Annotated in this window: 22 protein-coding genes; 14 read left to right on the forward strand and 8 right to left on the reverse strand. The window is 59.5% G+C overall.

What is annotated here, in order from left to right:
* Positions 1 to 112: 112 nt before the first annotated feature.
* The 4 genes from purM (at position 113) to KDX37_RS20855 (ending at position 3,051) form a co-directional block, all read left to right on the forward strand.
* Positions 113 to 1,171 (forward strand): phosphoribosylformylglycinamidine cyclo-ligase, encoded by a 1,059-nt coding sequence (gene purM / locus KDX37_RS20840; protein WP_231654709.1) that lies wholly within the window; start codon positions 113 to 115, stop codon positions 1,169 to 1,171.
* Entirely contained in the window at positions 1,171 to 1,821 is a 651-nt protein-coding gene (purN, locus tag KDX37_RS20845) for a phosphoribosylglycinamide formyltransferase (RefSeq protein ID WP_231654711.1), read from the forward strand. The genes purM and purN overlap by 1 nt, the downstream gene beginning before the upstream one ends.
* An 8-nt stretch (positions 1,822 to 1,829) precedes the next feature.
* Positions 1,830 to 2,543 (forward strand): DUF3108 domain-containing protein, encoded by a 714-nt coding sequence (locus KDX37_RS20850; RefSeq protein ID WP_231654713.1) that lies wholly within the window; start codon positions 1,830 to 1,832, stop codon positions 2,541 to 2,543.
* Between the two features lie 328 nt (positions 2,544 to 2,871).
* Entirely contained in the window at positions 2,872 to 3,051 is a 180-nt protein-coding gene (locus KDX37_RS20855; RefSeq protein WP_231654715.1) for a hypothetical protein, read from the forward strand.
* A gap of 69 nt (positions 3,052 to 3,120) precedes the next feature.
* Here the strand turns inward: KDX37_RS20855 and KDX37_RS20860 are convergent, their stop codons facing one another.
* From KDX37_RS20860 to cysM, 5 genes are all read right to left on the reverse strand, one after another.
* Complete coding sequence (locus tag KDX37_RS20860) at positions 3,121 to 3,660, reverse strand: DUF2058 domain-containing protein (RefSeq protein WP_231654717.1); 540 nt, start codon at positions 3,658 to 3,660, stop codon at positions 3,121 to 3,123.
* A 30-nt stretch (positions 3,661 to 3,690) separates the two neighbouring features.
* On the reverse strand, positions 3,691 to 4,524 hold the full coding sequence (mazG, locus tag KDX37_RS20865) for a nucleoside triphosphate pyrophosphohydrolase (protein WP_231654727.1): 834 nt from the start codon (positions 4,522 to 4,524) through the stop codon (positions 3,691 to 3,693).
* Positions 4,525 to 4,608: 84 nt separating this feature from the next.
* On the reverse strand, positions 4,609 to 6,852 hold the full coding sequence (gene relA, locus KDX37_RS20870; protein WP_231654728.1) for a GTP diphosphokinase: 2,244 nt from the start codon (positions 6,850 to 6,852) through the stop codon (positions 4,609 to 4,611).
* A 157-nt stretch (positions 6,853 to 7,009) separates the two neighbouring features.
* A complete protein-coding gene (gene rlmD / locus KDX37_RS20875; protein ID WP_231654736.1) occupies positions 7,010 to 8,365 on the reverse strand; it encodes a 23S rRNA (uracil(1939)-C(5))-methyltransferase RlmD in 1,356 nt (451 codons plus the stop codon).
* Entirely contained in the window at positions 8,365 to 9,267 is a 903-nt protein-coding gene (gene cysM, locus KDX37_RS20880) for a cysteine synthase CysM (protein ID WP_231654738.1), read from the reverse strand. Before cysM ends, rlmD begins: the two co-directional genes overlap by 1 nt.
* A gap of 303 nt (positions 9,268 to 9,570) precedes the next feature.
* Here cysM and KDX37_RS20885 point away from each other — a divergent pair, with 303 nt between their 5' ends.
* Genes KDX37_RS20885 through KDX37_RS20900 form a run of 4 tightly spaced genes read left to right on the forward strand, consistent with a single transcriptional unit; the run spans position 9,571 to position 13,448 of the window.
* A complete protein-coding gene (locus KDX37_RS20885) occupies positions 9,571 to 12,324 on the forward strand; it encodes a response regulator (RefSeq protein ID WP_231654748.1) in 2,754 nt (917 codons plus the stop codon).
* Positions 12,325 to 12,378: 54 nt separating this feature from the next.
* Complete coding sequence (locus KDX37_RS20890) at positions 12,379 to 12,561, forward strand: hypothetical protein (RefSeq protein ID WP_231654750.1); 183 nt, start codon at positions 12,379 to 12,381, stop codon at positions 12,559 to 12,561.
* Between the two features lie 45 nt (positions 12,562 to 12,606).
* Positions 12,607 to 13,044, forward strand: a complete 438-nt coding sequence (locus KDX37_RS20895) for a hypothetical protein (protein ID WP_231654752.1) — start codon at positions 12,607 to 12,609, stop codon at positions 13,042 to 13,044.
* The gene (locus KDX37_RS20900) at positions 13,041 to 13,448 is read left to right on the forward strand and encodes an META domain-containing protein (RefSeq protein ID WP_231654754.1); all 408 of its coding nucleotides are present in this window, start codon (positions 13,041 to 13,043) and stop codon (positions 13,446 to 13,448) included. Before KDX37_RS20895 ends, KDX37_RS20900 begins: the two co-directional genes overlap by 4 nt.
* Before the next feature lie 77 nt (positions 13,449 to 13,525).
* On the opposite strand, the gene KDX37_RS20905 is transcribed toward KDX37_RS20900, so the two are convergent.
* On the reverse strand, positions 13,526 to 13,993 hold the full coding sequence (locus KDX37_RS20905) for a TlpA family protein disulfide reductase (RefSeq protein ID WP_231654756.1): 468 nt from the start codon (positions 13,991 to 13,993) through the stop codon (positions 13,526 to 13,528).
* 132 nt (positions 13,994 to 14,125) lie between these two features.
* Here KDX37_RS20905 and arsC point away from each other — a divergent pair, with 132 nt between their 5' ends.
* The 3 genes from arsC (at position 14,126) to KDX37_RS20920 (ending at position 15,929) form a co-directional block, all read left to right on the forward strand.
* A complete protein-coding gene (gene arsC, locus KDX37_RS20910; RefSeq protein WP_231654770.1) occupies positions 14,126 to 14,479 on the forward strand; it encodes an arsenate reductase (glutaredoxin) in 354 nt (117 codons plus the stop codon).
* Positions 14,476 to 15,081, forward strand: coding sequence for an NAD(P)H:quinone oxidoreductase (gene wrbA, locus KDX37_RS20915; RefSeq protein WP_231654772.1), 606 nt, complete (start codon positions 14,476 to 14,478; stop codon positions 15,079 to 15,081). The genes arsC and wrbA overlap by 4 nt, the downstream gene beginning before the upstream one ends.
* 176 nt (positions 15,082 to 15,257) lie before the next feature.
* On the forward strand, positions 15,258 to 15,929 hold the full coding sequence (locus KDX37_RS20920) for a DNA-3-methyladenine glycosylase I (protein WP_231654774.1): 672 nt from the start codon (positions 15,258 to 15,260) through the stop codon (positions 15,927 to 15,929).
* 6 nt (positions 15,930 to 15,935) lie between these two features.
* Here the strand turns inward: KDX37_RS20920 and ttcA are convergent, their stop codons facing one another.
* Positions 15,936 to 16,760: a tRNA 2-thiocytidine(32) synthetase TtcA gene (ttcA, locus tag KDX37_RS20925; protein ID WP_231654776.1), complete on the reverse strand. Its 825-nt coding sequence runs from the start codon at positions 16,758 to 16,760 to the stop codon at positions 15,936 to 15,938.
* A 253-nt stretch (positions 16,761 to 17,013) separates the two neighbouring features.
* Between ttcA and KDX37_RS20930 the strand changes: the two genes are divergently transcribed.
* Together KDX37_RS20930 and KDX37_RS20935 are read left to right on the forward strand one after the other, a co-directional pair.
* Positions 17,014 to 17,613 (forward strand): Yip1 family protein, encoded by a 600-nt coding sequence (locus tag KDX37_RS20930; RefSeq protein ID WP_231654784.1) that lies wholly within the window; start codon positions 17,014 to 17,016, stop codon positions 17,611 to 17,613.
* 153 nt (positions 17,614 to 17,766) lie between these two features.
* A complete protein-coding gene (locus KDX37_RS20935; RefSeq protein WP_231654786.1) occupies positions 17,767 to 18,261 on the forward strand; it encodes a SprT family zinc-dependent metalloprotease in 495 nt (164 codons plus the stop codon).
* Positions 18,262 to 18,349: 88 nt separating this feature from the next.
* Here KDX37_RS20935 and KDX37_RS20940 read toward each other — a convergent pair whose 3' ends face one another.
* Positions 18,350 to 19,693, reverse strand: coding sequence for a dicarboxylate/amino acid:cation symporter (locus tag KDX37_RS20940; RefSeq protein ID WP_231654788.1), 1,344 nt, complete (start codon positions 19,691 to 19,693; stop codon positions 18,350 to 18,352).
* Positions 19,694 to 20,319: 626 nt separating this feature from the next.
* Here KDX37_RS20940 and KDX37_RS20945 point away from each other — a divergent pair.
* On the forward strand, positions 20,320 to 21,333 hold the full coding sequence (locus KDX37_RS20945; protein WP_231654790.1) for a LacI family DNA-binding transcriptional regulator: 1,014 nt from the start codon (positions 20,320 to 20,322) through the stop codon (positions 21,331 to 21,333).
* Positions 21,334 to 21,405 lie beyond the last annotated feature (72 nt).

Raw genomic sequence — 21,405 nt, forward strand, 5'->3', positions numbered from 1 at the left:
CAGACCGGCAATCGCGACGGCCCGACATGGCAGAGTGTGACAGCGCTTTCCTGAACGGCCCCCACCGCAGCGGTCGATACCCCCGAATCCCCCCTAAAGGCCTGGATTTTCTATGAGCAAGCAACCCTCCCTGAGCTATAAAGACGCCGGTGTAGACATCGACGCCGGTGAAGCATTGGTCGAACGCATCAAGAGCGTGGCCAAGCGCACCAAGCGTCCGGAAGTCATGGGCGGCCTGGGTGGCTTCGGCGCCCTCTGCGAAATCCCGGCTGGTTACAAGCAACCGGTTCTGGTGTCCGGCACCGACGGCGTGGGCACCAAGCTGCGTCTGGCACTGAACCTGAACAAGCACGACAGCATCGGCATCGACCTGGTTGCCATGTGCGTCAACGATCTGGTGGTCTGTGGTGCCGAGCCGCTGTTCTTCCTCGATTACTACGCCACCGGCAAGCTGAACGTCGACACCGCCACCCAGGTTGTGACCGGCATCGGCGCAGGCTGCGAACTGGCAGGCTGCTCGCTGGTGGGCGGCGAAACCGCTGAAATGCCAGGCATGTACGAAGGCGAAGACTACGACCTGGCCGGCTTCTGCGTGGGTGTTGTGGAAAAGGCCGAGATCATCGACGGCTCCAAGGTCGCTGCCGGTGACGCGCTGCTGGCCCTGCCATCGTCCGGCCCGCACTCCAACGGTTACTCGCTGATCCGCAAGATCATCGAAGTGGCTGGCGCCGAAATCGAAAACATCCAGCTGGAAGGCAAGCCGTTGACCGAGCTGCTGATGGCCCCGACCCGCATCTACGTCAAGCCATTGCTCAAGCTCATCAAGGAAACCGGCGCGGTGAAGGCCATGGCCCACATCACCGGCGGCGGTCTGCTGGACAACATCCCGCGCGTGCTGCCAGAAGGCGCACAGGCAGTGGTCGACGTTGCGAGCTGGCAGCGCCCTGCCGTGTTCGACTGGTTGCAGCAGCAAGGCAACGTTGAAGAAAACGAAATGCACCGTGTTCTGAACTGCGGCGTGGGCATGGTCATCTGTGTCGCTCAGGAACACGTTGAGGCAGCCCTGAAAGTGCTGCGTGACGCAGGTGAGCAACCCTGGGTGATCGGTCAGATCGCAACCGCCGCTGAAGGTGCAGCCCAGGTCGAGCTGAAAAACCTCAAGGCGCATTGATGTCCGCCGCCTGCGACGTCGTGGTGCTGCTTTCCGGCACCGGTGGCAACCTGCAAGCCATGATCGACAGCTTCAAGGACGGGGCCAGCCCCGTCCGTATCCGCGCCGTCATCTCCAATCGCGACGACGCGTTCGGGCTGCAACGCGCCAGAGACGCAGGCATTGAAGCCTGCGTGCTGGATCACAAGGCGTACGAAGGTCGCGAGGCCTTTGACGCCGCACTGATCGAGCTGATCGACACCTTCCAGCCCAAGCTGGTGGTGCTGGCCGGATTCATGCGAATCCTCAGCGCCCACTTCGTTCGCCACTACCAGGGTCGACTGCTCAACATTCACCCTTCCCTCCTGCCGCAGTACAAGGGTTTGCACACCCATCAACGGGTGCTGGAAGCCGGTGATGCGCAACATGGCTGCAGCGTGCACTTCGTCACCGAGGAACTCGACGGCGGCCCACTGGTCGTACAGGCTGTTATTTCGGTACAGTTGCACGACACGCCCGCCGCGCTTGCGCAGCGGGTTCACGTTCAGGAACACCGTATTTACCCACTGGCCGTACGCTGGTTTGCCGAAGGCCGACTCAGCCTGGGTGAAGAAGGCGCGTTACTGGATGGTCAGTTACTCCCGGCCAGCGGCCACTTGATTCGAAACTAGGAGATATTATGCGTCGCGCTTTGCTCTTCGCTTTCGCTCTGCTTGCTCTGCCTGTCGCGCAGGCCGCAGACCTTCAACCATTCTCCGCCAGCTACACCGCCGACTGGAAACAACTGCCCATGAGCGGTACGGCAGAACGCAGCCTGCAAGCCGGTCCGAACGGCACCTGGACCCTGAATTTCAAAGCCTCGATGATGATCGCCAGCCTGACCGAAGTCAGCACCCTGAAGGTCGACAAGGACGTACTGCTGCCACAGACCTACAGCTTTGAGCGCAGCGGCCTGGGCAAATCCAAGAAGGTAGACCTGGTGTTCGACTGGAACACCAAGTTCGTGACCGGCACCGATCGTGGTGACGCGATCAAGCTGCCACTCAACCGTGGCATCGTCGACAAGTCCACGTATCAGTTGGCCCTGCAACACGACGTTGCGGCGGGCAAGAAAAGCATGAGCTACCAGGTGGTCGACGGTGACGAAGTCGATACCTATGACTTCCGCGTACTGGGCTCCGAGAAGGTCGACACCAAGGCTGGCCAGATCGACGCCATCAAGGTCGAGCGCGTGCGCGACCCGACGCAAAGCAAGCGCACGACTGTGCTGTGGTTTGCCAAGGACTGGGATTACCTGCTGGTCCGTCTGCAACAGGTCGAGACTGACGGCAAGGAGTACACCATCATGCTGCAGGACGGCACCGTCAACGGCAAGGCTGTCCAGGGCAGCTGATTGACCGAACACCTGCAACACCGAGCCCTGCTTTCAGCAGGGCTTTTTATTGCCTGCGTCATATCAGACAAGAACCGCAGGATAGAGCCTCGCCCCCTCTGAAACCCGCCCATGAAGGCACATGAAGAATCCTTCATTTTGCCGTCACATCGCTGAAACCCGCGTCATACAAGGCGTTGCGGTTACACAGCATTTTTTACGACCCGCCGACGCCTATTTACCTATTTACGTAGCTCACTAACAAATTCTATAAAAGAGGCCTGCGACACATCGCCGCAGTATCCAGAGGCCTAACCATGCAGGCCATCAAAGTCAGGAGCTAACTACTATGACTGTCAGAGTTACTGAACGCGACGACGCCCACCTCTCTCACGAAGCCATTGCCGATGGCATCCAGATCTGGGACGTGCATCAACAGGATCAACTGGTCGGGATGTTCCACATTGAATCCGAGGCCTATCGTTACAAGGATGAGCTGGAAGCGCTGGAAAACCAGGTCAGCCATTGAACGTATTTTCAGAATTGTAAAAAGACAAAACCCGCTATCAGCGGGTTTTGTCTTTGATGACTTCGACGCTTACCACATCAGGTCGTCAGGCACCTGATACGCCGCGTAAGGATCGTCCGCATCCGGCGCTTCGGTTGGCGTGTTGAGCAACACGATACGGCGCGGGTCGCGCTCCTGAATCTTCAACGCAGCCTCGCGCGGAATGATCTCGTAACCGCCACCGTGGTGCACGATAGCCAGCGAGCCGCTACTGAGCTTGTTACGTACCAGTGTGTTGACCGAGATCCGCTTGACCTTCTTGTCGTCGACGAAGTTGTAGTAATCCTCGGTGGTCAGCTTGGGCAGGCGAGACACCTCGATCAACTGCTTGATCTGAGCGGTACGGGCCTTCTGCTCGACCTTCTCCTGCTGCTGGCGGTTGAGCTCCTGATCACGCTTGGCCTTCTCGGCCATGGCTTCCTGAGCCGCACGCTTCTGAGAGTCGTCGACCTGGGCCTGCCCCTTGTGTACCAGGCGCTGCTCTTTCTGCTTGTCTTTGCCGACCTGCTTGGCCTGCTTTTGATTGACCAGACCTGCCTTGAGCAACTGATCGCGAAGGGAAAGGCTCATTCTGTACTCACTTATGCCGTTACCGCACACTCAGCCGCAGCCGGGCGTGCTCTTTTCCTGACGTTTGGCCTCGCCCCACAGAGCGTCCATTTCTTCGAGGGTACACGCCTCGATAGGACGCTGGCTGTGGCGCAAAGCCTGTTCAATAAATCGGAAGCGTCTGTCGAACTTGCTGTTGGCCGAGCGTAACGCAGTTTCAGGGTCAACTTTAAGATGTCGTGCCAGATTCACCACACAGAACAGCAAATCGCCGATCTCTTCAGCGATACCGTCTGCGTCATTATCAACCATGGCTTCAAGCACTTCATCGAGCTCCTCGCGCACCTTGTCGACGACAGGCAGCGCTGCCGGCCAGTCAAAGCCGACCTGAGACGCACGCTTCTGCAACTTGGTCGCACGGCTCAATGCAGGCAGCGCGACCGGCACGTCGTCCAGCAGCGACAACTGTTCAGGGGCGCTGGCTTTTTCAGCACGCTCCTCGGCCTTGATCTCGTCCCAGCGCCGATTGACCTCGTCGTCGTTCAAGCGTGGAGTTTCAGGCGACGCGTAAAGCTCACCGGTCGGAAAGACGTGCGGATGACGACGCAGCAGCTTGCGGGTAATACCGTCGACCACCCCGTCAAACTCGAAGCGCCCTTCTTCCTTGGCCAACTGCGCGTAGAACACCACTTGAAACAGCAGGTCGCCCAGTTCGCCCTGAAGATGGTCCAGGTCGCCCTGCTCGATAGCATCGGCGACCTCATACGCTTCTTCAAGCGTGTGCGGCACGATGCTGGCGTAGGTCTGCTTCAGATCCCACGGGCAACCGTGCTGCGGGTCCCGCAGCCGGGACATGAGATAGAGCAGGTCTTGAACGTTATGCATGGGACTCCCGTAAGTGGCACTGTTCAGCTATACGCAACACGCCGCAAGCAGGACCGGGCCTGCTTGCGGCGTGCGCTCAACGCCTCAAGGCGTACGGTTGCGTCGGGTCTCGATGATGTTCGGCAGTTGCGAGATACGCCCCAGCAACCGGCCCAGCGCATCCAGACCGGGGATCTCGATGGTCAGCGACATCAGCGCCGTGTTGTCTTCCTTGTTCGAGCGCGTGTTGACTGCCAGCACGTTGATCCGTTCGTTGAGCAGCACCTGGGTCACGTCACGCAGCAAACCGGAACGGTCGTAGGCGCGAATGATGATGTCCACCGGATAGGTGAGCACCGGCACCGGCCCCCAACTGACCTGAATGATGCGCTCGGGTTCGCGACCGCCCAATTGCAGCACCGAGGCGCAATCCTGACGGTGAATGCTCACGCCGCGCCCCTGGGTGATGTAACCGACAATCGCATCACCCGGCAGAGGCTGGCAGCAGCCGGCCATTTGCGTCATCAGATTGCCCACGCCCTGGATCTGAATATCCCCGCGCTTGCCCGGCTTGTAACCGGTGGCTTTGCGCGGGATCAGCTCCAGCTGCTCGTTCATGCGGTCCGGTTCGACCTGCTGCTGAGCCAGATTGACCAGTTGCGCCAGGCGCAAGTCGCCGGCGCCCAACGCTGCGAACATGTCGTCGTCGGTCTTGTGGTTGGCCTTTTCTGCCAGCTTGTCGAAGTCGACCTGCGGCAGTGCAAGGCGCGCCAGTTCACGTTCCAGCAGGGATTTACCGGCTGCGACGTTCTGGTCGCGTGCCTGCAATTTGAACCAGTGAACGATCTTGGCCCGCGCCCGCGAGGTGGTGATGTAACCCAGGTTCGAGTTCAGCCAGTCGCGGCTTGGCGTGCCGTGCTTGCTGGTGATGATCTCGACCTGTTCACCGGTCTGCAGGCTGTAATTGAGCGGAACGATACGGCCGTTGATCTTCGCGCCCCGGCAATTGTGGCCGATCTCGGTGTGCACCCGATACGCGAAGTCCAGCGGTGTGGCGCCCTTGGGCAAGTCAATGGCATGGCCGTCCGGGGTAAAGACGTAAACACGATCCGGCTCGATATCGACCCGCAACTGTTCCGCCAGACCGCCGATGTCGCCCAGCTCTTCGTGCCATTCCAGCACCTGACGCAGCCAGGAAATTTTCTCTTCATAATGGTTGGACCCCGATTTGACGTCGGTGCCCTTGTAACGCCAGTGCGCACAAACGCCCAGTTCGGCCTCTTCGTGCATTGCGTGGGTACGAATCTGGACTTCGAGTACCTTGCCTTCAGGCCCGATAACAGCCGTGTGCAGCGAGCGGTAGCCGTTCTCCTTGGGGTTGGCGATGTAGTCGTCGAACTCTTTGGGAATATGCCGCCACAACGTATGCACGATACCCAGCGCGGTGTAGCAGTCGCGCATTTCCGGCACAAGGACCCGAACCGCACGCACGTCGTAGATCTGGCTGAACGCCAGACCCTTGCGCTGCATTTTGCGCCAGATGGAATAGATGTGTTTGGCACGCCCACTGATGTCGGCCTTGACGCCAGTGGCCTGCAACTCGTTGTCGAGCTGGGACATGACGTCGCTGATGAACCGCTCGCGGTCTAGCCGACGCTCATGCAGCAACTTGGCGATCTGCTTGTACTGATCAGGCTCGAGGTAGCGGAAAGACAGGTCTTCCAGCTCCCACTTGATGTGACCGATACCCAGGCGATGGGCCAGCGGCGCGTAGATGTCGAAGACTTCACGTGCCACCCGGTTGCGCTTCTCGTCGTCGGCGTTTTTCACCGCACGTATCGCACACGTCCTTTCGGCCAGCTTGATCAGCGCTACGCGGACGTCGTCGACCATTGCCACCAGCATCTTGCGCAGGTTTTCGACTTGCGCCTGACTGCCCAGCACCAGTGACTGGCGAGGGCTCAGGCTGGCGCTGATGGCGGCCATGCGCAGCACACCGTCAATCAGCTTGGCAACCGTCGCGCCGAAGCGTTGTTCGACGTCCTGCAACGGGATCACGCCTTCGCGCACACCGCGGTAAATGACCGCCGCGACCAGGGAATCCTGATCCAGCTTGAGGTCAGCGAGGATCTCTGCGATTTCCAGACCGGTCTGGAAACTCGAGGTGCCGTCTGCCCAGTGATTCTTCAGTTCCTTGTCGTTGCGCTCGGCTTGCCGGGCGAACTCACAGGCCTGCTTCATGACTTCCCGGTCCAGGACCAGGTCAACGCTGACAATATGATCAAGCCATGCGTCGAGATTGATACTGCCGTCTGTGTTTATCGGCTGGTGCGCTCTCACCTGTACCATGCTGCTTACCTTCCCTACGGCGCGATGAATAGCGCCATCAGTCGCCAGCCTTCTGAGCGAATGCCACTTGCCGGGCAAGCAAGGACCGGCATTCGCGGGCCAGTCGGATTAAATGAGATTCCCTGTCAGCACCAGATTCGATCCAATGAACCGCTGCTCACTTACTCATTTCAAATAAAGCCATCGCCTCGACATGCGCCGTCTGTGGAAACATATCGAGGATTCCGGCACGTTTTAATCGGTAGCCCTGATTGACCAATTCGACCGTGTCGCGAGCCAAAGTTGCCGGGTTGCATGAAACATAAAGCAACCGTCGGGCGCCTGATTTCCTGATCTGGCGAACCACTTCAAATGCACCGTCACGCGGTGGGTCCAAGAGTACCGCAGAAACCCCCTCCACCGCCCAACTCGCTTGCGTCAATGGCTGGGAAAGATCTGCCTGAAAAAACTGCACATTGGGCAGATCATTACTCATTGCGTTGGCAGCCGCACGTTCGACCATGGTCGCAACACCCTCTACCGCCACTACGTCCCTGGCGCGCTTTGCCAATGGCAAGGCGAAATTGCCAAGCCCGCAGAACAGGTCCATGACCCGCTCGTCAGCTTCAGGAGCGAGCCAGTTCAAGGCCTGCTCGATCATCGCGGTGTTGACCGCCGCGTTGACTTGGATGAAATCTCCTGGACGCCAGGCCAGTTGCAGGTTCCAGGGCTCGAGCCGGTAACCCAACGTATGCTCGGGGTCAAAGGGGTGCGGATCGCCTTCACCGTGCAACCAGAGTTGCGCGCCATGTCTGCTGCAGAATGCCTGCAGCAGCGCCAGATCCGCTTCGGCCAATGGTGCGGTGTGGCGCAGCAACAATGCCGTGGACGTACCACTGAACAGCTCGACATGCCCAAGCGCCTGCGGCTTGCTGAAACTTTTCAGCATCCCGGGCAGTTCATTCATGATTGGTTGCAAGGCTTGTACCAGTACCGGGCATTCGTCGATGCTGACGATGTCCTGGCTGGCCGCCGCACGGAAGCCCACGTCCAGCCGTTTGGCCTTGGCGTCCCAGCGAACAGCCACTCGTGCACGTCTGCGATAGGCCAGTTCATGCCCGCTCAACGGCGCAGCCCACTCGTCCGGCACCACATTCGCGACACGCAGCAACTGCTCGGCGAGCATGCGCTGTTTGAGGGCAAGCTGTTCCTCATGGGGCACATGCTGAACACTGCAGCCACCACAACGGCCGAAATGTTTGCACGCAGGCTCGCGGCGCAGATCGCTGGCCTTGAGCACACGCTCGGTGCGCGCTTCGACGACCTTGCCTCGGGCACTGAGCACCCGGGCTTCGACCTCTTCACCTGCAAGACTGCCAGCGACAAACCAGGTTCGACCGTCGACAAACGCCAACCCACGTCCGTCATCGCACAGACGTTCGATGGTCAGGAGCTGCTTTTTACCCACCGGCACCTGCACGGTCTTGACGCCGCCCGCTGGCTGGAAGCGCAGGCCCCTTTCATGCTTGGCCATCAGTTGGGCGCATCGTAAACGCCGGTCGACAGGTAACGGTCGCCTCGGTCACAGATGATGCCCACAATCACGGCGTTTTCGACTTCACGGGAAAGACGCAACATCCCCGCCACCGAACCGCCCGACGACACGCCGCAGAAGACGCCCTCTTCACGGGCCAGCCGGCGCATGGTGTCTTCAGCTTCGGTCTGGCCCATGTCGATGATGCGATCAACGCGATCAGCCTGATAAATCTTCGGCAGGTACTCATGCGGCCAACGACGAATACCGGGGATCGACGCCCCTTCCATCGGCTGCAGACCGACGATCTGCACGTTCGGATTCTGCTCTTTCAAATAGCGCGAAGTGCCCATGATGGTGCCAGTAGTGCCCATCGAGCTGACGAAGTGGGTAATGGTCCCGCCTGTCTGCCGCCAGAGTTCCGGTCCGGTAGAGGTGTAGTGCGCTTCGGGGTTGTCGCCGTTGGCGAACTGATCGAGCACTTTGCCGCGGCCTTCGGCCTGCATGCGCTCAGCCAGATCCCGCGCGCCTTCCATGCCTTCTTCACGGGTGACGAGAATCAGTTCGGCGCCATAGGCGGTCATCGCCACCTTGCGCTCGGTGCTGGAGTTGTCCGGCATGATCAGGATCATGCGGTAGCCTTTGATCGCGGCGGCCATGGCCAGGGCGATGCCGGTATTGCCGGAGGTCGCCTCAATCAGGGTATCGCCGGGCTGGATCTGGCCGCGCAATTCGGCGCGCACGATCATCGACATCGCCGGGCGATCTTTTACCGAGCCAGCCGGGTTATTACCTTCAAGCTTCAACAAGAGAGTATTGCTGGTGTCACCCGCTAGGCGTTGCAGACGCACCAGCGGGGTGTTGCCGATGAGATCGGCAATGGTTTGGTACTGCTGGGTCATGGCGTATTCGCAATCCAGACTGCGGGGGCGCCTATCATAACGGCAAACGCCCAAAGCCCATATCACGCAAAGTGCGCGACATATAGCTAAAAAGAATAAGCGACAGTTTCATAACATGCTGCTGCCCGTCCGTTCGGTGCGCACCAGGGTCGCCCGCGCAGCTCTTCCCCACCTGATTGCCGGGGCAGCGCAGTAAACTGCCCAGGCTGCCGGTAAATGGCTAAACTCGACAGCTTGTGCCGATACAGGATGGCAGAACGTGCCTGATATCGACGGACGGATACCGGTTGCTGGAGAAAAGGCGTGCTGAACAAGCTGGGTATAAAAGGCCGCGTGTTGCTGTTGACCATCCTGCCCGCCACATTGATGGCTGCGGTGCTGGGTGGCTATTTCACCTGGATGCAGCTTTATGAGCTGCAAACCCAGCTGCTGCAACGCGGCGAGATGATCGCGCAGGAGCTTGCGCCCTTGTCTGCCAATGCGCTGGGCCGCAAGGACCGAATTCTACTGAGCCGCATCGCCACGCAAACACTTGAGCAGGCAGATGTGCGCGCAGTGTCGTTCCTCGATGTCGACCGAAGCGAGCTGGCGCACGCGGGCCCGACCATGATCAGCCCGACGCCGATCGGCAACGCCACACAGTTGCTCAATGTCTCGGGCAATGACGCTACCCGTTATCTGCTGCCGGTCTTCGGCCACCAACGGCATCTCACCAGCCCTATCATCCCCGCCGAAGCCGATACGCTGCTGGGCTGGGTCGAGCTTGAGATTTCCCACAGCGGCACGCTGTTGCGCGGCTATCGAAGCCTGTTTGCCAGCCTGTTGCTGATCGCCAGCGGTCTGGCCCTGACCGCGATTCTAGCGGTGCGCATGAGCCGCACCATCAACGGCCCGCTGAGCCAGATCAAGCAGGCCGTCGCGCAACTCAAGGACGGTAACCTGGCCACTCGCCTGCCACCGCTGGGCAGTCGCGAGCTGGATGAACTGGCGTCCGGCATCAACCGCATGGCCGCAACCCTGCAGAATGCGCAGGAAGAGCTGCAAATGAGCGTCGATCAGGCAACTGAAGACGTCAGGCAGAACCTGGAAACCATCGAGATTCAGAACATCGAACTTGATCTGGCGCGCAAGGAGGCCCTTGAGGCCAGCCGGATCAAATCCGAATTTCTGGCCAACATGAGCCACGAAATCCGCACCCCGCTGAACGGCATCCTCGGCTTCACCCACTTGCTGCAAAAAAGCGAGCTGACGCCGCGCCAGTACGATTACCTGGGCACCATCGAAAAATCCGCCGACAACTTGTTAAGCATCATTAACGAGATTCTCGATTTCTCGAAAATCGAGGCCGGCAAGCTGGTGCTGGACAACGTACCCTTCAACCTGCGTGACTTGTTGCAGGACACCCTGACCATCCTCGCCCCGGCAGCCCACGCCAAACAGCTGGAACTGGTCAGCCTGGTCTACCGGGATACGCCGTTGGCCCTGTCGGGTGACCCACTGCGCCTGCGTCAGATCCTGACCAATCTGGTCAGCAACGCCATCAAGTTTACCCGTGAGGGCACCATCGTCGCCCGTGCCATGCTCGAAGACGAAACCGAGGAACACGCGCAACTGCGCATCAGCGTGCAGGACACCGGCATTGGTCTGTCGAGCCAGGACGTGCGCGCGCTGTTCCAGGCGTTCAGCCAGGCCGACAATTCGATCTCTCGCCAACCGGGTGGCACCGGCCTGGGCCTGGTGATTTCCAAGCGCCTCATCGAACAGATGGGTGGCGAAATCGGTGTCGACAGTACGCCAGGCGAAGGTTCGGAGTTCTGGATCAGCCTGAGCCTGCCCAAGGCCCGTGAAGACAAGGAAGAAACGGCCAACTTGCCGTTGAACGGCCTGCGCGCCGCCGTGCTCGAACACCACGACCTGGCGCGTCAGGCGCTGGAGCACCAACTGGAAGACTGCGGTTTGCAGACGCTGGTGTTCAATAATCTTGAAAGCCTGCTCAATGGCGTCACCGCTGCTCACCAGACACCGCTTTCAATCGACCTCGCTGTGCTGGGCGTCACCGCACTGGAAATCTCGCCGGAACGGTTGCGCCAGCACATCTGGGACCTGGAAAACCTCGACTGCAAAGTGATGGTGCTGTGCCCTACCACCGAACACGCGCTGTTCCAGCTGTCAGTGCATGACGTCTATACCCAGTTGCAGGCCAAACCTGCCTGCAACCGCAAGCTGCAAAAGGCACTGACCGAGCTGATCGCACCCAAGGCCGTTCGCAACGACGTCAGCCTGCCACTCTCGAGCCGGGCACCGCGCGTGCTGTGCGTGGACGACAACCCTGCCAACCTGCTGCTGGTCCAGACCCTGCTTGAAGATATGGGCGCTGACGTGATGGCGGTCGATGGCGGTTACGCAGCGCTGAGCGCAGTGCAGCAAGAAGCCTTCGACCTGGTGCTGATGGACGTGCAAATGCCGGGCATGGACGGACGCCAGGCCACTGAAGCGATTCGCGCCTGGGAGGCGGAACGCAACCAGACGTCACTGCCTATCGTGGCACTGACCGCACACGCCATGGCCAATGAAAAACGCTCACTGCTGCAAAGCGGCATGGACGATTACCTGACCAAACCGATCAGCGAGCGGCAGCTGGCGCAAGTGGTACTCAAGTGGACCGGGCTGGCACTGCGCAACCCGGCGCCAGAACGTCAGGCCGAAACCTTCCACGCGAACGTCGGGCCTCTGGTGCTGGATCACGAGGAAGGGCTGCGACTGGCGGCAGGCAAGGCGGATCTGGCGGCAGACATGCTGGCCATGTTGCTGGCCTCGCTGGATGCCGACCGTGAGGCGATTCGAGTCGGGCGGGCCAATGAGGACACGCAGAGCCTGATCGAACGCATCCACCGCCTGCATGGCGCGACGCGTTACTGTGGCGTTCCACAACTGCGAGCTGCCTGTCAGCGTGCCGAAACCCTGCTTAAACAGGATGCGCCGCACACTGATGACGCGCTGGATGATCTGGACAAAGCCATCACTCGTCTCGCCGCCGAGGCGCGTGTGACGGCGTGATAAAGCCCGCAGGCCCTCGTCAGCAAACAGAACGCCGCCCGGCCGACTCGCAATGTGAAGCACGACCACCGCCAGAGCCTGCCCTTGCAGGACGAAATATTGGCGCGGCTGCTGACTTTTCCTGATGTGGTGATGGCGGCATTGACCAAAGGAGCACCCGGCGGCATCGCGCAGACAACTTTCGGCAGCAGTGTCGTCTGGTCGGCTGGCACGCCGCAGAATCGGGTAGAGGGTTAACCTCGCGTCACTGCGTGATAGGATGCGCGCAATTTTGGAGGACCCATGGTCGAACACGATTTTCGCTACAGCATGCTCAACCCGCAGCACACCTTGACCGAGTGCAAAACGATGGCGCCTGGCCGCTATCAGGTCACTGGTAACGGCGGCTCCATTCACAATAACGATCAGTTGCTGGTGACCATCAAGGGCAGCAAGAGCCTTTATATGCGTTTGGTCGTGGAGAAAGTTCGCCATTTGATCAATCCGCCCGGTCAATGGGTGGCGGTGGCCAACGGCCCTGTTTTCGACGAGCTAGCGATCCACCAGTGGCAAGTCCATTGCGACAGTTGCGCTGCCGAGCTGAACTTCGAGTTCATGGTCGAGAGCAAGCTGGGCGTGAAGGCGCAGAAACCCGCAGCCACCGCGCGCATTGCGGAGCTGGGTTGGAAAACCGAAGGCGAAAAGCACCTCTGCAAGAAGTGCCAGGGGAAAGCGGTATGAAACGACTGGCGCTCTTGAGCCTGATCGGTGGCGCTTTGCTGGCTGGCTGCACAGCCGACCCACTGCCCATCCGTCAGGACAAAAGCTACGTACTGGAATGGATCGGCGAACGTCCACTCATGGACAACAGCCGTCTGACGATGACCCTGGGGGCCGATGGTCGCGCTTACGGCAACGCCGGGTGCAATCACTGGTTCGCGCCCTACACGCTGAACAATCACACCATCAGCTTCGGCGCCGTGGGCAAGACCCGCAAGATGTGCGCACCAGCGTTGATGGAACAGGAACAACGCTTTATCAAAGCGCTGTCCACCGTGCAACGCTGGGACATTTCGCCCATCGACCAATTGCGCCTGTGGCCACTTGAAGGCAAGCCGTTGCGGTTCTGGCTTGAAGACAGCTGATCAGCGCCAGCCCGGTCTGTTCCATCTCGACTCCGTCATCGGATATCAGGGCAAACCGGGCCAGGGCCTGATCGGAATCAACCCTCTCCGCGCAATGCCTTGATCTTCTGGGTCACAATGGCCGCCGACTGCTCGCCTAGCAGTTGTTCACGTACCTTGCCCTTGTCGTCGATGATGTACGTCACCGGCAACGCTTCGGAAGGCGGCAGGTTGTAACGCTCAGCAGGGTCCTGCGCCAGCACGGTGAACTTGATCCCCAGCGCATTGGCAGCGTTCTTCAGTTCGTCGCCCTGCAGATTGTCGAAATTGACCCCCAGCACGGTGACCTTGCGATCCTTCAATTGCTCGGACAAGGCATTGAATTCGGGTATTTCGGTACGGCACGGGCCGCACCATTCGGCCCAGTAATTGACTACCAGCCAGTGCCCATCGATGCGATCGCTCGCCACCTTCTGGCCATTCTGGTCGGCGCCCAGATCTGCACCGCATCCGCCGAGCAGCAAGCTGCCCAAAAGTGCCACTGCTGCTGCCAATCGCCTCACCATCTGTGCTTCCTTCCTCGACCCGGTCGACCGGTTACTTATGACGTGTACTGCGACTATTGACCGCTCTATATGTCGAACAGTGCCGTCGCGTGGGTAGAATACGCGCCACTCCCTACAAGATGCGACCTGCAAATGACCGATCTGACGCTGTATCACAACCCGCGCTGCACCAAATCACGCGGCGCGCTGGAACTGCTTCAGGCCCGCGGCCTGACGCCCGACATCGTGCTCTATCTGGAAACGCCCCCCGACGCTGCACAATTGCGTGACCTGCTTGGCAAGTTGGGTATCAGTGCCCGTCAGTTGCTGCGCATTGGCGAAGACGATTACAAACAACTGAATCTCGCAGACACAGGCCTGAGCGATGACCAGTTGATCGCTGCGATGGCCGCGCATCCGAAACTCATCGAACGACCGATTCTGGTCGCTGGCGACAAGGCCGCTATCGGTCGTCCACCCGAGAACGTTCTGGAGATATTGCCGTGAGCACACCCTACATTCTGGTTCTGTATTACAGCCGCAACGGCTCCACCAGCGAAATGGCCCGCCAGATTGCGCGCGGCATCGAGTTGGGCGGCATGGAGGCGCGACTGCGCACTGTCCCGGCCATTTCTGCCGACTGCGAGGCGACTGCGCCGAGCATTCCGGAAAACGGCGCGCTGTACGCAAGCCTTGATGACCTCAAGCACTGCTCGGGCCTTGCGCTGGGCAGCCCGACGCGCTTCGGCAACATGGCCGCGCCGCTGAAGTACTTTCTGGACGGCACCAGCAACCTGTGGCTGACCGGCGCGCTGGTCGGTAAACCAGCCAGCGTGTTCACCTCCACCGCGAGTCTGCACGGCGGCCAGGAAACCACGTTGATGTCCATGCTGCTGCCATTGCTGCACCACGGCATGCTGGTCATGGGCCTGCCTTACAGCGAGTCTGCCTTGCTGGAAACCACGGGCGGCGGTACGCCCTACGGCGCCAGCCACCACGCCGGGGCTGACGGCAAGCGGCCGCTGGATCGCCATGAAACCGACCTGTGCCGCGCACTGGGCCAGCGTTTGGCGAAGACCGCGCTGCAACTCGACACCCCACACAACTGAGTCGCCCCACACACCCCGCCAGCCAGGGAAAGGCTGGCTTCAAGGTATTGTGGCAAACAGCCTTCGTGAGCAAGCGGCGCACTCCCAGTGCTGCATGTCTCAGAAACACGCTGCAAACTTGCCGAGCCTGCGAAGGTCTGAGCCCTGGACCTGCTTTATCTTTCTTTGGAGAACCGATGCAAGACTACAAATGGCTGAATGAGTATTGCCTGAATCGTTTCGGCTCTGCCAAAGCTCTGGAAGCCCATCTGCCAACCCCCAAAACTCCCAGGCAATTGCAAGCCATCAGTGCCGACCGTTACCTGTCGACCATGGCATTAAGGGTCTTCCGCGCTGGCCTCAAGCACAGCCTGGTGGACTCGAAATGGCCAGCGTTCGAGGAAGTGTTTTTTCGCTTCGATCCTGAAAAGGTCGTGCTCATGGGCGCCGACCACCTGGAACGCCTGATGCAGGATGCCCGGATCATTCGGCATTTGGGCAAGCTCAAAAGCGTACCGCGCAACGCCCAGTTGATTCTCGACATCGAACAGGAACACGGCAGTTTCGGCCAGTTCATTGCGCAGTGGCCGGTCGATAACATCACCGGGCTGTGGCAGTACCTGGCCAAGCACGGCAACCAGATGGGCGGGCTGTCCTCGCCGCGCTTTCTGCGCATGGTCGGTAAAGACACGTTCATCCCGACCTGGGACGTGGTAGCCGCACTCAACGCTCAGGACATCGTCGACAAGGTGCCGACCAGCAAGCGCGATCAAGCCATCGTTCAGGACGTGTTCAATCAGTGGCAGGCTGAAAGCGGCCGGCCGATGTGCCAGCTTTCAGCCATGCTGGCCTTCACGGTCAACCACTGATCCGGGTCAGAGATTGACCACATTGACGAACCGCGAGGCAGCGGTTTCGTCGATGCGCAGGTTGGTGAAGTCAAACAGGTTGCGGTCGGCCAATTGCGAGGGCTGCACGTTCTGCAAGGCTCGGAAGATGCTTTCGGTGCGCCCCGGCGTCTTGCGCTCCCAGTCCACCAGCATGTCCTTGACCACCTGACGCTGGAGGTTTTCCTGCGAGCCGCACAGGTTGCACGGGATGATCGGAAAATTCTTGAAATCCGAATAGGCCTGGATGTCCTTCTCGTGACAGTAAGCCAACGGACGGATCACCACGTTACGGCCGTCGTCGGCGCGCAGCTTGGGCGGCATGGCCTTCAGCGAACCGTTGAAGAACATGTTGAGAAAGAACGTCTCGACGATATCGTCGCGATGATGCCCTAGGGCCATTTTGGTCGCCCCGATCTCGTCGGCAAAGGTATACAAAGTGCCACGCCGCAAGCGTGAACACAGCGAACAGGTGGTTTTGCCCTCCGGAATCAGCTCCTTGACCACCGAGTAGGTGTCTTTTTCGACGATGTGGTACTCGACGCCCAGCTCTTCAAGGTACGCAGGCAGCACATGCTCGGGAAAGCCGGGCTGCTTCTGGTCCATATTCACCGCCACTATGTCGAACTTGATGGGCGCGACTTTCTGGAAGTGCATCAGCACGTCGAGCATGGTGTAGCTGTCCTTGCCACCGGACAGGCAGACCATGACCTTGTCACCGTCCTCAATCATGTTGAAGTCGGCCACCGCTTCGCCGGCCAGCCGACGCAGGCGTTTCTGCAGTTTGTTCTGATTGACTGAAAGGGTGCCCATGTACTGAAGGTATCCGATGGCGTGACAGTGATAAAAGGCGGCCATTTTACGCAAAACCGTGGCCGGATAAAACATCGCAAGTGACTGCGGACCGACAGTCCTGAGCGCTATTAACAGAGATACTCAAATTACCAAACGCTCTAAGCCTGAGCGTTTGCGGCCGGCTACGCCTCTATAATGCTTGTAGAGGCCGCTGCACAGGGATCACAAAGCTTGAACGGCGAGCGGCATCCACACGATGAGGAGTAAGCACATGATCCATCACGTCTGGGGACTGTTCACGCACCCCGATCGGGAGTGGAAACAGATCCGTGGCGAGGAAGAAACCATTGGCCACATGTACCTCACCCACACCTTGATCCTGGCCGCGATACCTGTGGTGTCTGCCTATATCGGCATGACGCAGATCGGCTGGACCATCGGCGAGCGTCCACCGGTCATGCTCACGCATGGCAGTGCCGTCTGGATGGCGCTGATGTCATATCTGTCGATGCTCGGCGGCGTGGCGGTGATGGGCAGTTTCATTCACTGGATGGCACGCACTTACGACGCTACCCCTTCCCTTGCGCAGTGCATCGCGTTTGCCACCTACACCGCCACGCCACTATTCTTTGGCGGGCTTGCAGCCCTTTATCCGCATCTGTGGGTGGGAATGCTGGTCGGCGCTGCCGCCATCAGCTACACCGTCTACCTGCTGTACGTGGGACTGCCGACATTCATGAACACCGCCAACGACGAAAGCTTCATGTTCTCAAGCTCCGTACTTGCGGTAGGGCTGGTCGTACTGGTGACGATCATGGCCTTCACGGTGGTGCTGTGGGGAATTGGCATCGGGCCGCAATTCGTTCAGTGATTGAATCCAGGCGGGCTTGCTCCAGGTCCGCCGTCACAGACACGTCAGCGCGTGATCGCTATGGCCGCGCTACCAGGACGACCATCTGGCAGATGGCATTTTCAGCCAGCCCTCACATTACGGCATACTGCGCTCACTGGAGAGCCACACAGCATGCCCGAGCAACTCAATTCCCGCGTCGAAACCTGTTACCAACAAGCCGAAGCCTTTTTCAAACGCACCTTCAAACGCCCGGTTGTCAGCTTCAAGCTGCGCGGTCAGAAGGCTGGCGTCGCGCATCTGCATGAAAACCTGCTGCGCTTCAACCCTCAGCTGTATCGCGAAAACGCCGAAGACTTCCTTCGCCAGACTGTGCCGCACGAAGTCGCGCACCTGGTTGCCCACCAACTGTTCGGCGGCAGCATCCAGCCACACGGTGAAGAATGGCAGTTGATCATGCGCGGCGTGTACGAGCTGCCGCCCAACCGCTGCCACACCTATGACGTCAAACGCCGCAGCGTGACCCGCTATATCTACCGCTGCCCGTGCGCCGACAGCGACTTCCCCTTTACCGCGCAACGTCACAGTCTGGTCAACAAGGGGCGCCGTTACCTGTGCCGACGCTGCCGCCAGACCCTGGTGTTCAGCGGCGAGACGCGCACCGAATAGCCCACCTGAGCTGATCCGGAGCGCTGTGACGAAACGCAGGCATAAAAAAACCCATCCGAAGATGGGTTTTTTCATGGCCTGATGTTTATCAGACAGTTTTGCCAGCGTTCACTGGAGCCGGGCCTTCAGCGACACCGAGGTCGTCTTCAGGACGGGTTTCAATGATCGCGCTACCGCCGGAAGCCAGTTCCGATTGCAGTTTGTCGGTGTCCAGCTCGCCAACCCACTTGGCAACCACAACCGTTGCAACAGCGTTACCGACCAGGTTGGTCAGGGCGCGGGCTTCGGACATGAAGCGGTCGATACCCAGAATCAGCGCCAGACCGGCAACCGGCAGATGGCCTACAGCCGACAGGGTCGCAGCCAGAACGATGAAGCCGCTACCGGTTACGCCAGCAGCACCCTTGGACGACAGCAGCAGCACCAGCAGCAACGTGATCTGGTGAGTGATGTCCATGTGGGTGTTGGTCGCCTGAGCGATGAACACGGCCGCCATGGTCAGGTAGATCGAGGTACCGTCCAGGTTGAACGAGTAGCCAGTCGGGATTACCAGACCTACAACAGACTTCTGGGCACCCAGACGCTCCATCTTGATCAGCATGCGTGGCAGAGCGGACTCGGATGAGGAAGTACCCAGCACGATCAACAGCTCTTCACGGATGTAGCGAACCAGCTTGAAGACGCTGAAACCGTGAGCGCGGCAGATTGCGCCCAGCACCAGCACCACGAACAGCACGCAGGTGATGTAGAAGCAGATCATCAACTGACCCAACTGCACCAGCGAGCTTACGCCGTAGGCACCGATGGTGAAGGCCATGGCACCGAACGCACCGACTGGCGCCAGCTTCATGATCATGTTGATGATGTTGAACATCACGTGAGCGAAGCGATCGATGAAGTCCAGAACCGGCTTGCCGTAGGCACCCAGGCGATGCAGGGCGAAGCCGAAGATCACCGAGAACATCAGGACCTGCAGGATATCGCCGTTGGCAAACGCGCCGACGATGGTGTTCGGGATCACGTTAAGGATAAAGCCGACGATGCTCTGGTCTTTACCGGCCGTGACGTAAGCCGCGATCTTGGAAGCATCGAGCGTGCTGACGTCGATGTTCATGCCGGCACCCGGCTGAACAACGTTGACCACGATCAAACCAATCAGCAGGGCGATGGTCGAAACAATTTCAAAGTACAGCAGCGCATAGCCACCAGTCTTGCCGACCGATTTCATGTTCTGCATGCCGGCGATACCGCTGACAACGGTGCAGAAAATGATCGGGGCGATGACCATCTTGATCAGCTTGATGAACCCATCACCCAGCGGCTTCAGAGCCTTGCCGGTTTCAGGATAAAAGTGGCCGATCAGGATACCGATAACAATCGCTACGATGACCTGGAAATAGAGGGATTTGTAGATGGGCTGACGAGTCGTCATTGCAGTTATCCTCAAGGGCTTCGTCGGCATCTTCACCGGATGCACGCGAGCCTATAAAGCGCTAACCCTCCTGCATTGGAGGGATTTGTTTTGTCGAGCTGCTCAAGGCAGACATCTACCGGTGTTTTAGCAATAGGCGTGCCATGGAGGCAAAGCGATATCAATGCCACGGTCTACAAGGCCCGTACGGGTAACAGTAGACCCAACCGGCCTGATCGGGTGGCGGTTTTCCGCCGTATTCAACGAAAAACGAGGTGACAGTGGCGGGTATCCGCCTTGTGAGCAGACATGCAAGCTCAGCGCGGCTGCGAGACTTCTTATAAAACCATTTCGGACACAGAGCACTACCCCGCTGCTCGCAACCTCCGCAAATATTTGCAACACTGCCAGCACATGCCTCGGTCGATAAGGATTGTTTACCGCCATGCCCGACAGCACCCACTGATTCAAAACCTGCCCGCGTTCATTTATGCAGAGCGACCCGCCAATCTGCGCACAGTAAAAGAGGTCTGCTCAGCGCAACGCGCGGACACCAACTTCGTGAAGCAGGCACAAAGCGTTCGCCAACTCAGCTGCTCGCGCACGATCCCATCCCTTGTTCTCCAGAGCTTCATTTTCGGCCACCAATGACCAAACCCATAACGCTCCAGGATGTTGCCAACCGTGCCGGCCTTTCCAAGGCTGCGGTGTCGCGCTATCTGAATAACAGCATCAGCCTGCCCGCCGAAACTGCCCAACGGATCGACAAGGCACTCAAGGATCTGGACTACCGTGGCAACAGTCTGGCGCGACGCTTGAGCAAGGGCGGCAGTGAAACCATTGGTTTGGTGTTGCCCGACATCGCCAACCCGTTTTTTGCAGAGTTGGCAGATGCCGCTGAAGAAGAAGCCTCCGCCAACGGTTACAACCTGGTGCTGTGCGTGACGCGCAATCTGCTGGCGCGCGAAAGCACCTTCGTTCGCTGGCTGGACTCGCGCAGCGTCGACGGCCTGCTGCTGGTCAGCAACCGTCCGGACGACGGCACGCTGGCCGATCAGTTGGCCAGCTATCGCAATATCATCCTGCTGGATGAAGATGTGCCCGGCACCTCTCAACCTAAAGTGTTTGCAGACAACCATCAGGGTGGGCGCATGGCGACGGATTATCTGATCCGCCACGGCCATCGGCGCATTGCCCATGTGTCCGGGCCACCTGCGTTGATGAGTGTGCGCGAGCGCTATGCCGGTTACCGCGAGGCATTGGCCCTGGCCGACATCGCAGAAACGCCCGAGTACCTGTGCTTCGGGGATTACAGTCGGGACTACGGCCGCATCGCAACGGCGCAACTGCTCGCCCTGCCTGATCCACCGCACGCCATTTTCGCCGCCAGTGATTTTATCGCGCTTGGCGTATTGGATACGTTGCGTGAACACAACATCAGCGTGCCGGGCGGCATGTCACTGGTGGGGTTCGATGACGCCGTGTACGCCAGCCTGCTGACCCCGCCGTTGTGCACCATCAGGCAGTCATCACGGGAACTGGGCCGCCGTGGCGTGGCTTTACTGTTGCAACGGATGACCGGCGGCGACAATGGTACCGACGTGGAGCGTGTACCGGTGGAGCTGATTTGCCGGGGAACAGTAGCTACGCGACGCGATTGATCCTGGGGCATCAGGTAACACCCGCGCCTTGATGCGGTGCACCGTCACTGGAACGCCGATCGGCCTTGTTCT

This window comes from Pseudomonas californiensis (genome assembly GCF_021147775.1).
Classification (GTDB): domain Bacteria; phylum Pseudomonadota; class Gammaproteobacteria; order Pseudomonadales; family Pseudomonadaceae; genus Aquipseudomonas; species Aquipseudomonas californiensis.

Excerpts from the sequence above, each read along its gene's own strand:
- purM (WP_231654709.1), top strand. The coding sequence starts at position 113 with ATGAGCAAGCAACCCTCCCTGAGCTATAAAGACGCCGGTGTAGACATC.
- purN (WP_231654711.1), top strand. The coding sequence starts at position 1,171 with ATGTCCGCCGCCTGCGACGTCGTGGTGCTGCTTTCCGGCACCGGTGGC.
- KDX37_RS20850 (WP_231654713.1), top strand. The coding sequence starts at position 1,830 with ATGCGTCGCGCTTTGCTCTTCGCTTTCGCTCTGCTTGCTCTGCCTGTC.
- KDX37_RS20855 (WP_231654715.1), top strand. The coding sequence starts at position 2,872 with ATGACTGTCAGAGTTACTGAACGCGACGACGCCCACCTCTCTCACGAA.
- KDX37_RS20860 (WP_231654717.1), bottom strand. The coding sequence starts at position 3,660 with ATGAGCCTTTCCCTTCGCGATCAGTTGCTCAAGGCAGGTCTGGTCAAT.
- mazG (WP_231654727.1), bottom strand. The coding sequence starts at position 4,524 with ATGCATAACGTTCAAGACCTGCTCTATCTCATGTCCCGGCTGCGGGAC.
- relA (WP_231654728.1), bottom strand. The coding sequence starts at position 6,852 with ATGGTACAGGTGAGAGCGCACCAGCCGATAAACACAGACGGCAGTATC.
- rlmD (WP_231654736.1), bottom strand. The coding sequence starts at position 8,365 with ATGGCCAAGCATGAAAGGGGCCTGCGCTTCCAGCCAGCGGGCGGCGTC.
- cysM (WP_231654738.1), bottom strand. The coding sequence starts at position 9,267 with ATGACCCAGCAGTACCAAACCATTGCCGATCTCATCGGCAACACCCCG.
- KDX37_RS20895 (WP_231654752.1), top strand. The coding sequence starts at position 12,607 with ATGGTCGAACACGATTTTCGCTACAGCATGCTCAACCCGCAGCACACC.
- KDX37_RS20900 (WP_231654754.1), top strand. The coding sequence starts at position 13,041 with ATGAAACGACTGGCGCTCTTGAGCCTGATCGGTGGCGCTTTGCTGGCT.
- KDX37_RS20905 (WP_231654756.1), bottom strand. The coding sequence starts at position 13,993 with ATGGTGAGGCGATTGGCAGCAGCAGTGGCACTTTTGGGCAGCTTGCTG.
- arsC (WP_231654770.1), top strand. The coding sequence starts at position 14,126 with ATGACCGATCTGACGCTGTATCACAACCCGCGCTGCACCAAATCACGC.
- KDX37_RS20920 (WP_231654774.1), top strand. The coding sequence starts at position 15,258 with ATGCAAGACTACAAATGGCTGAATGAGTATTGCCTGAATCGTTTCGGC.
- ttcA (WP_231654776.1), bottom strand. The coding sequence starts at position 16,760 with ATGGGCACCCTTTCAGTCAATCAGAACAAACTGCAGAAACGCCTGCGT.
- KDX37_RS20930 (WP_231654784.1), top strand. The coding sequence starts at position 17,014 with ATGATCCATCACGTCTGGGGACTGTTCACGCACCCCGATCGGGAGTGG.
- KDX37_RS20935 (WP_231654786.1), top strand. The coding sequence starts at position 17,767 with ATGCCCGAGCAACTCAATTCCCGCGTCGAAACCTGTTACCAACAAGCC.
- KDX37_RS20940 (WP_231654788.1), bottom strand. The coding sequence starts at position 19,693 with ATGACGACTCGTCAGCCCATCTACAAATCCCTCTATTTCCAGGTCATC.
- KDX37_RS20945 (WP_231654790.1), top strand. The coding sequence starts at position 20,320 with ATGACCAAACCCATAACGCTCCAGGATGTTGCCAACCGTGCCGGCCTT.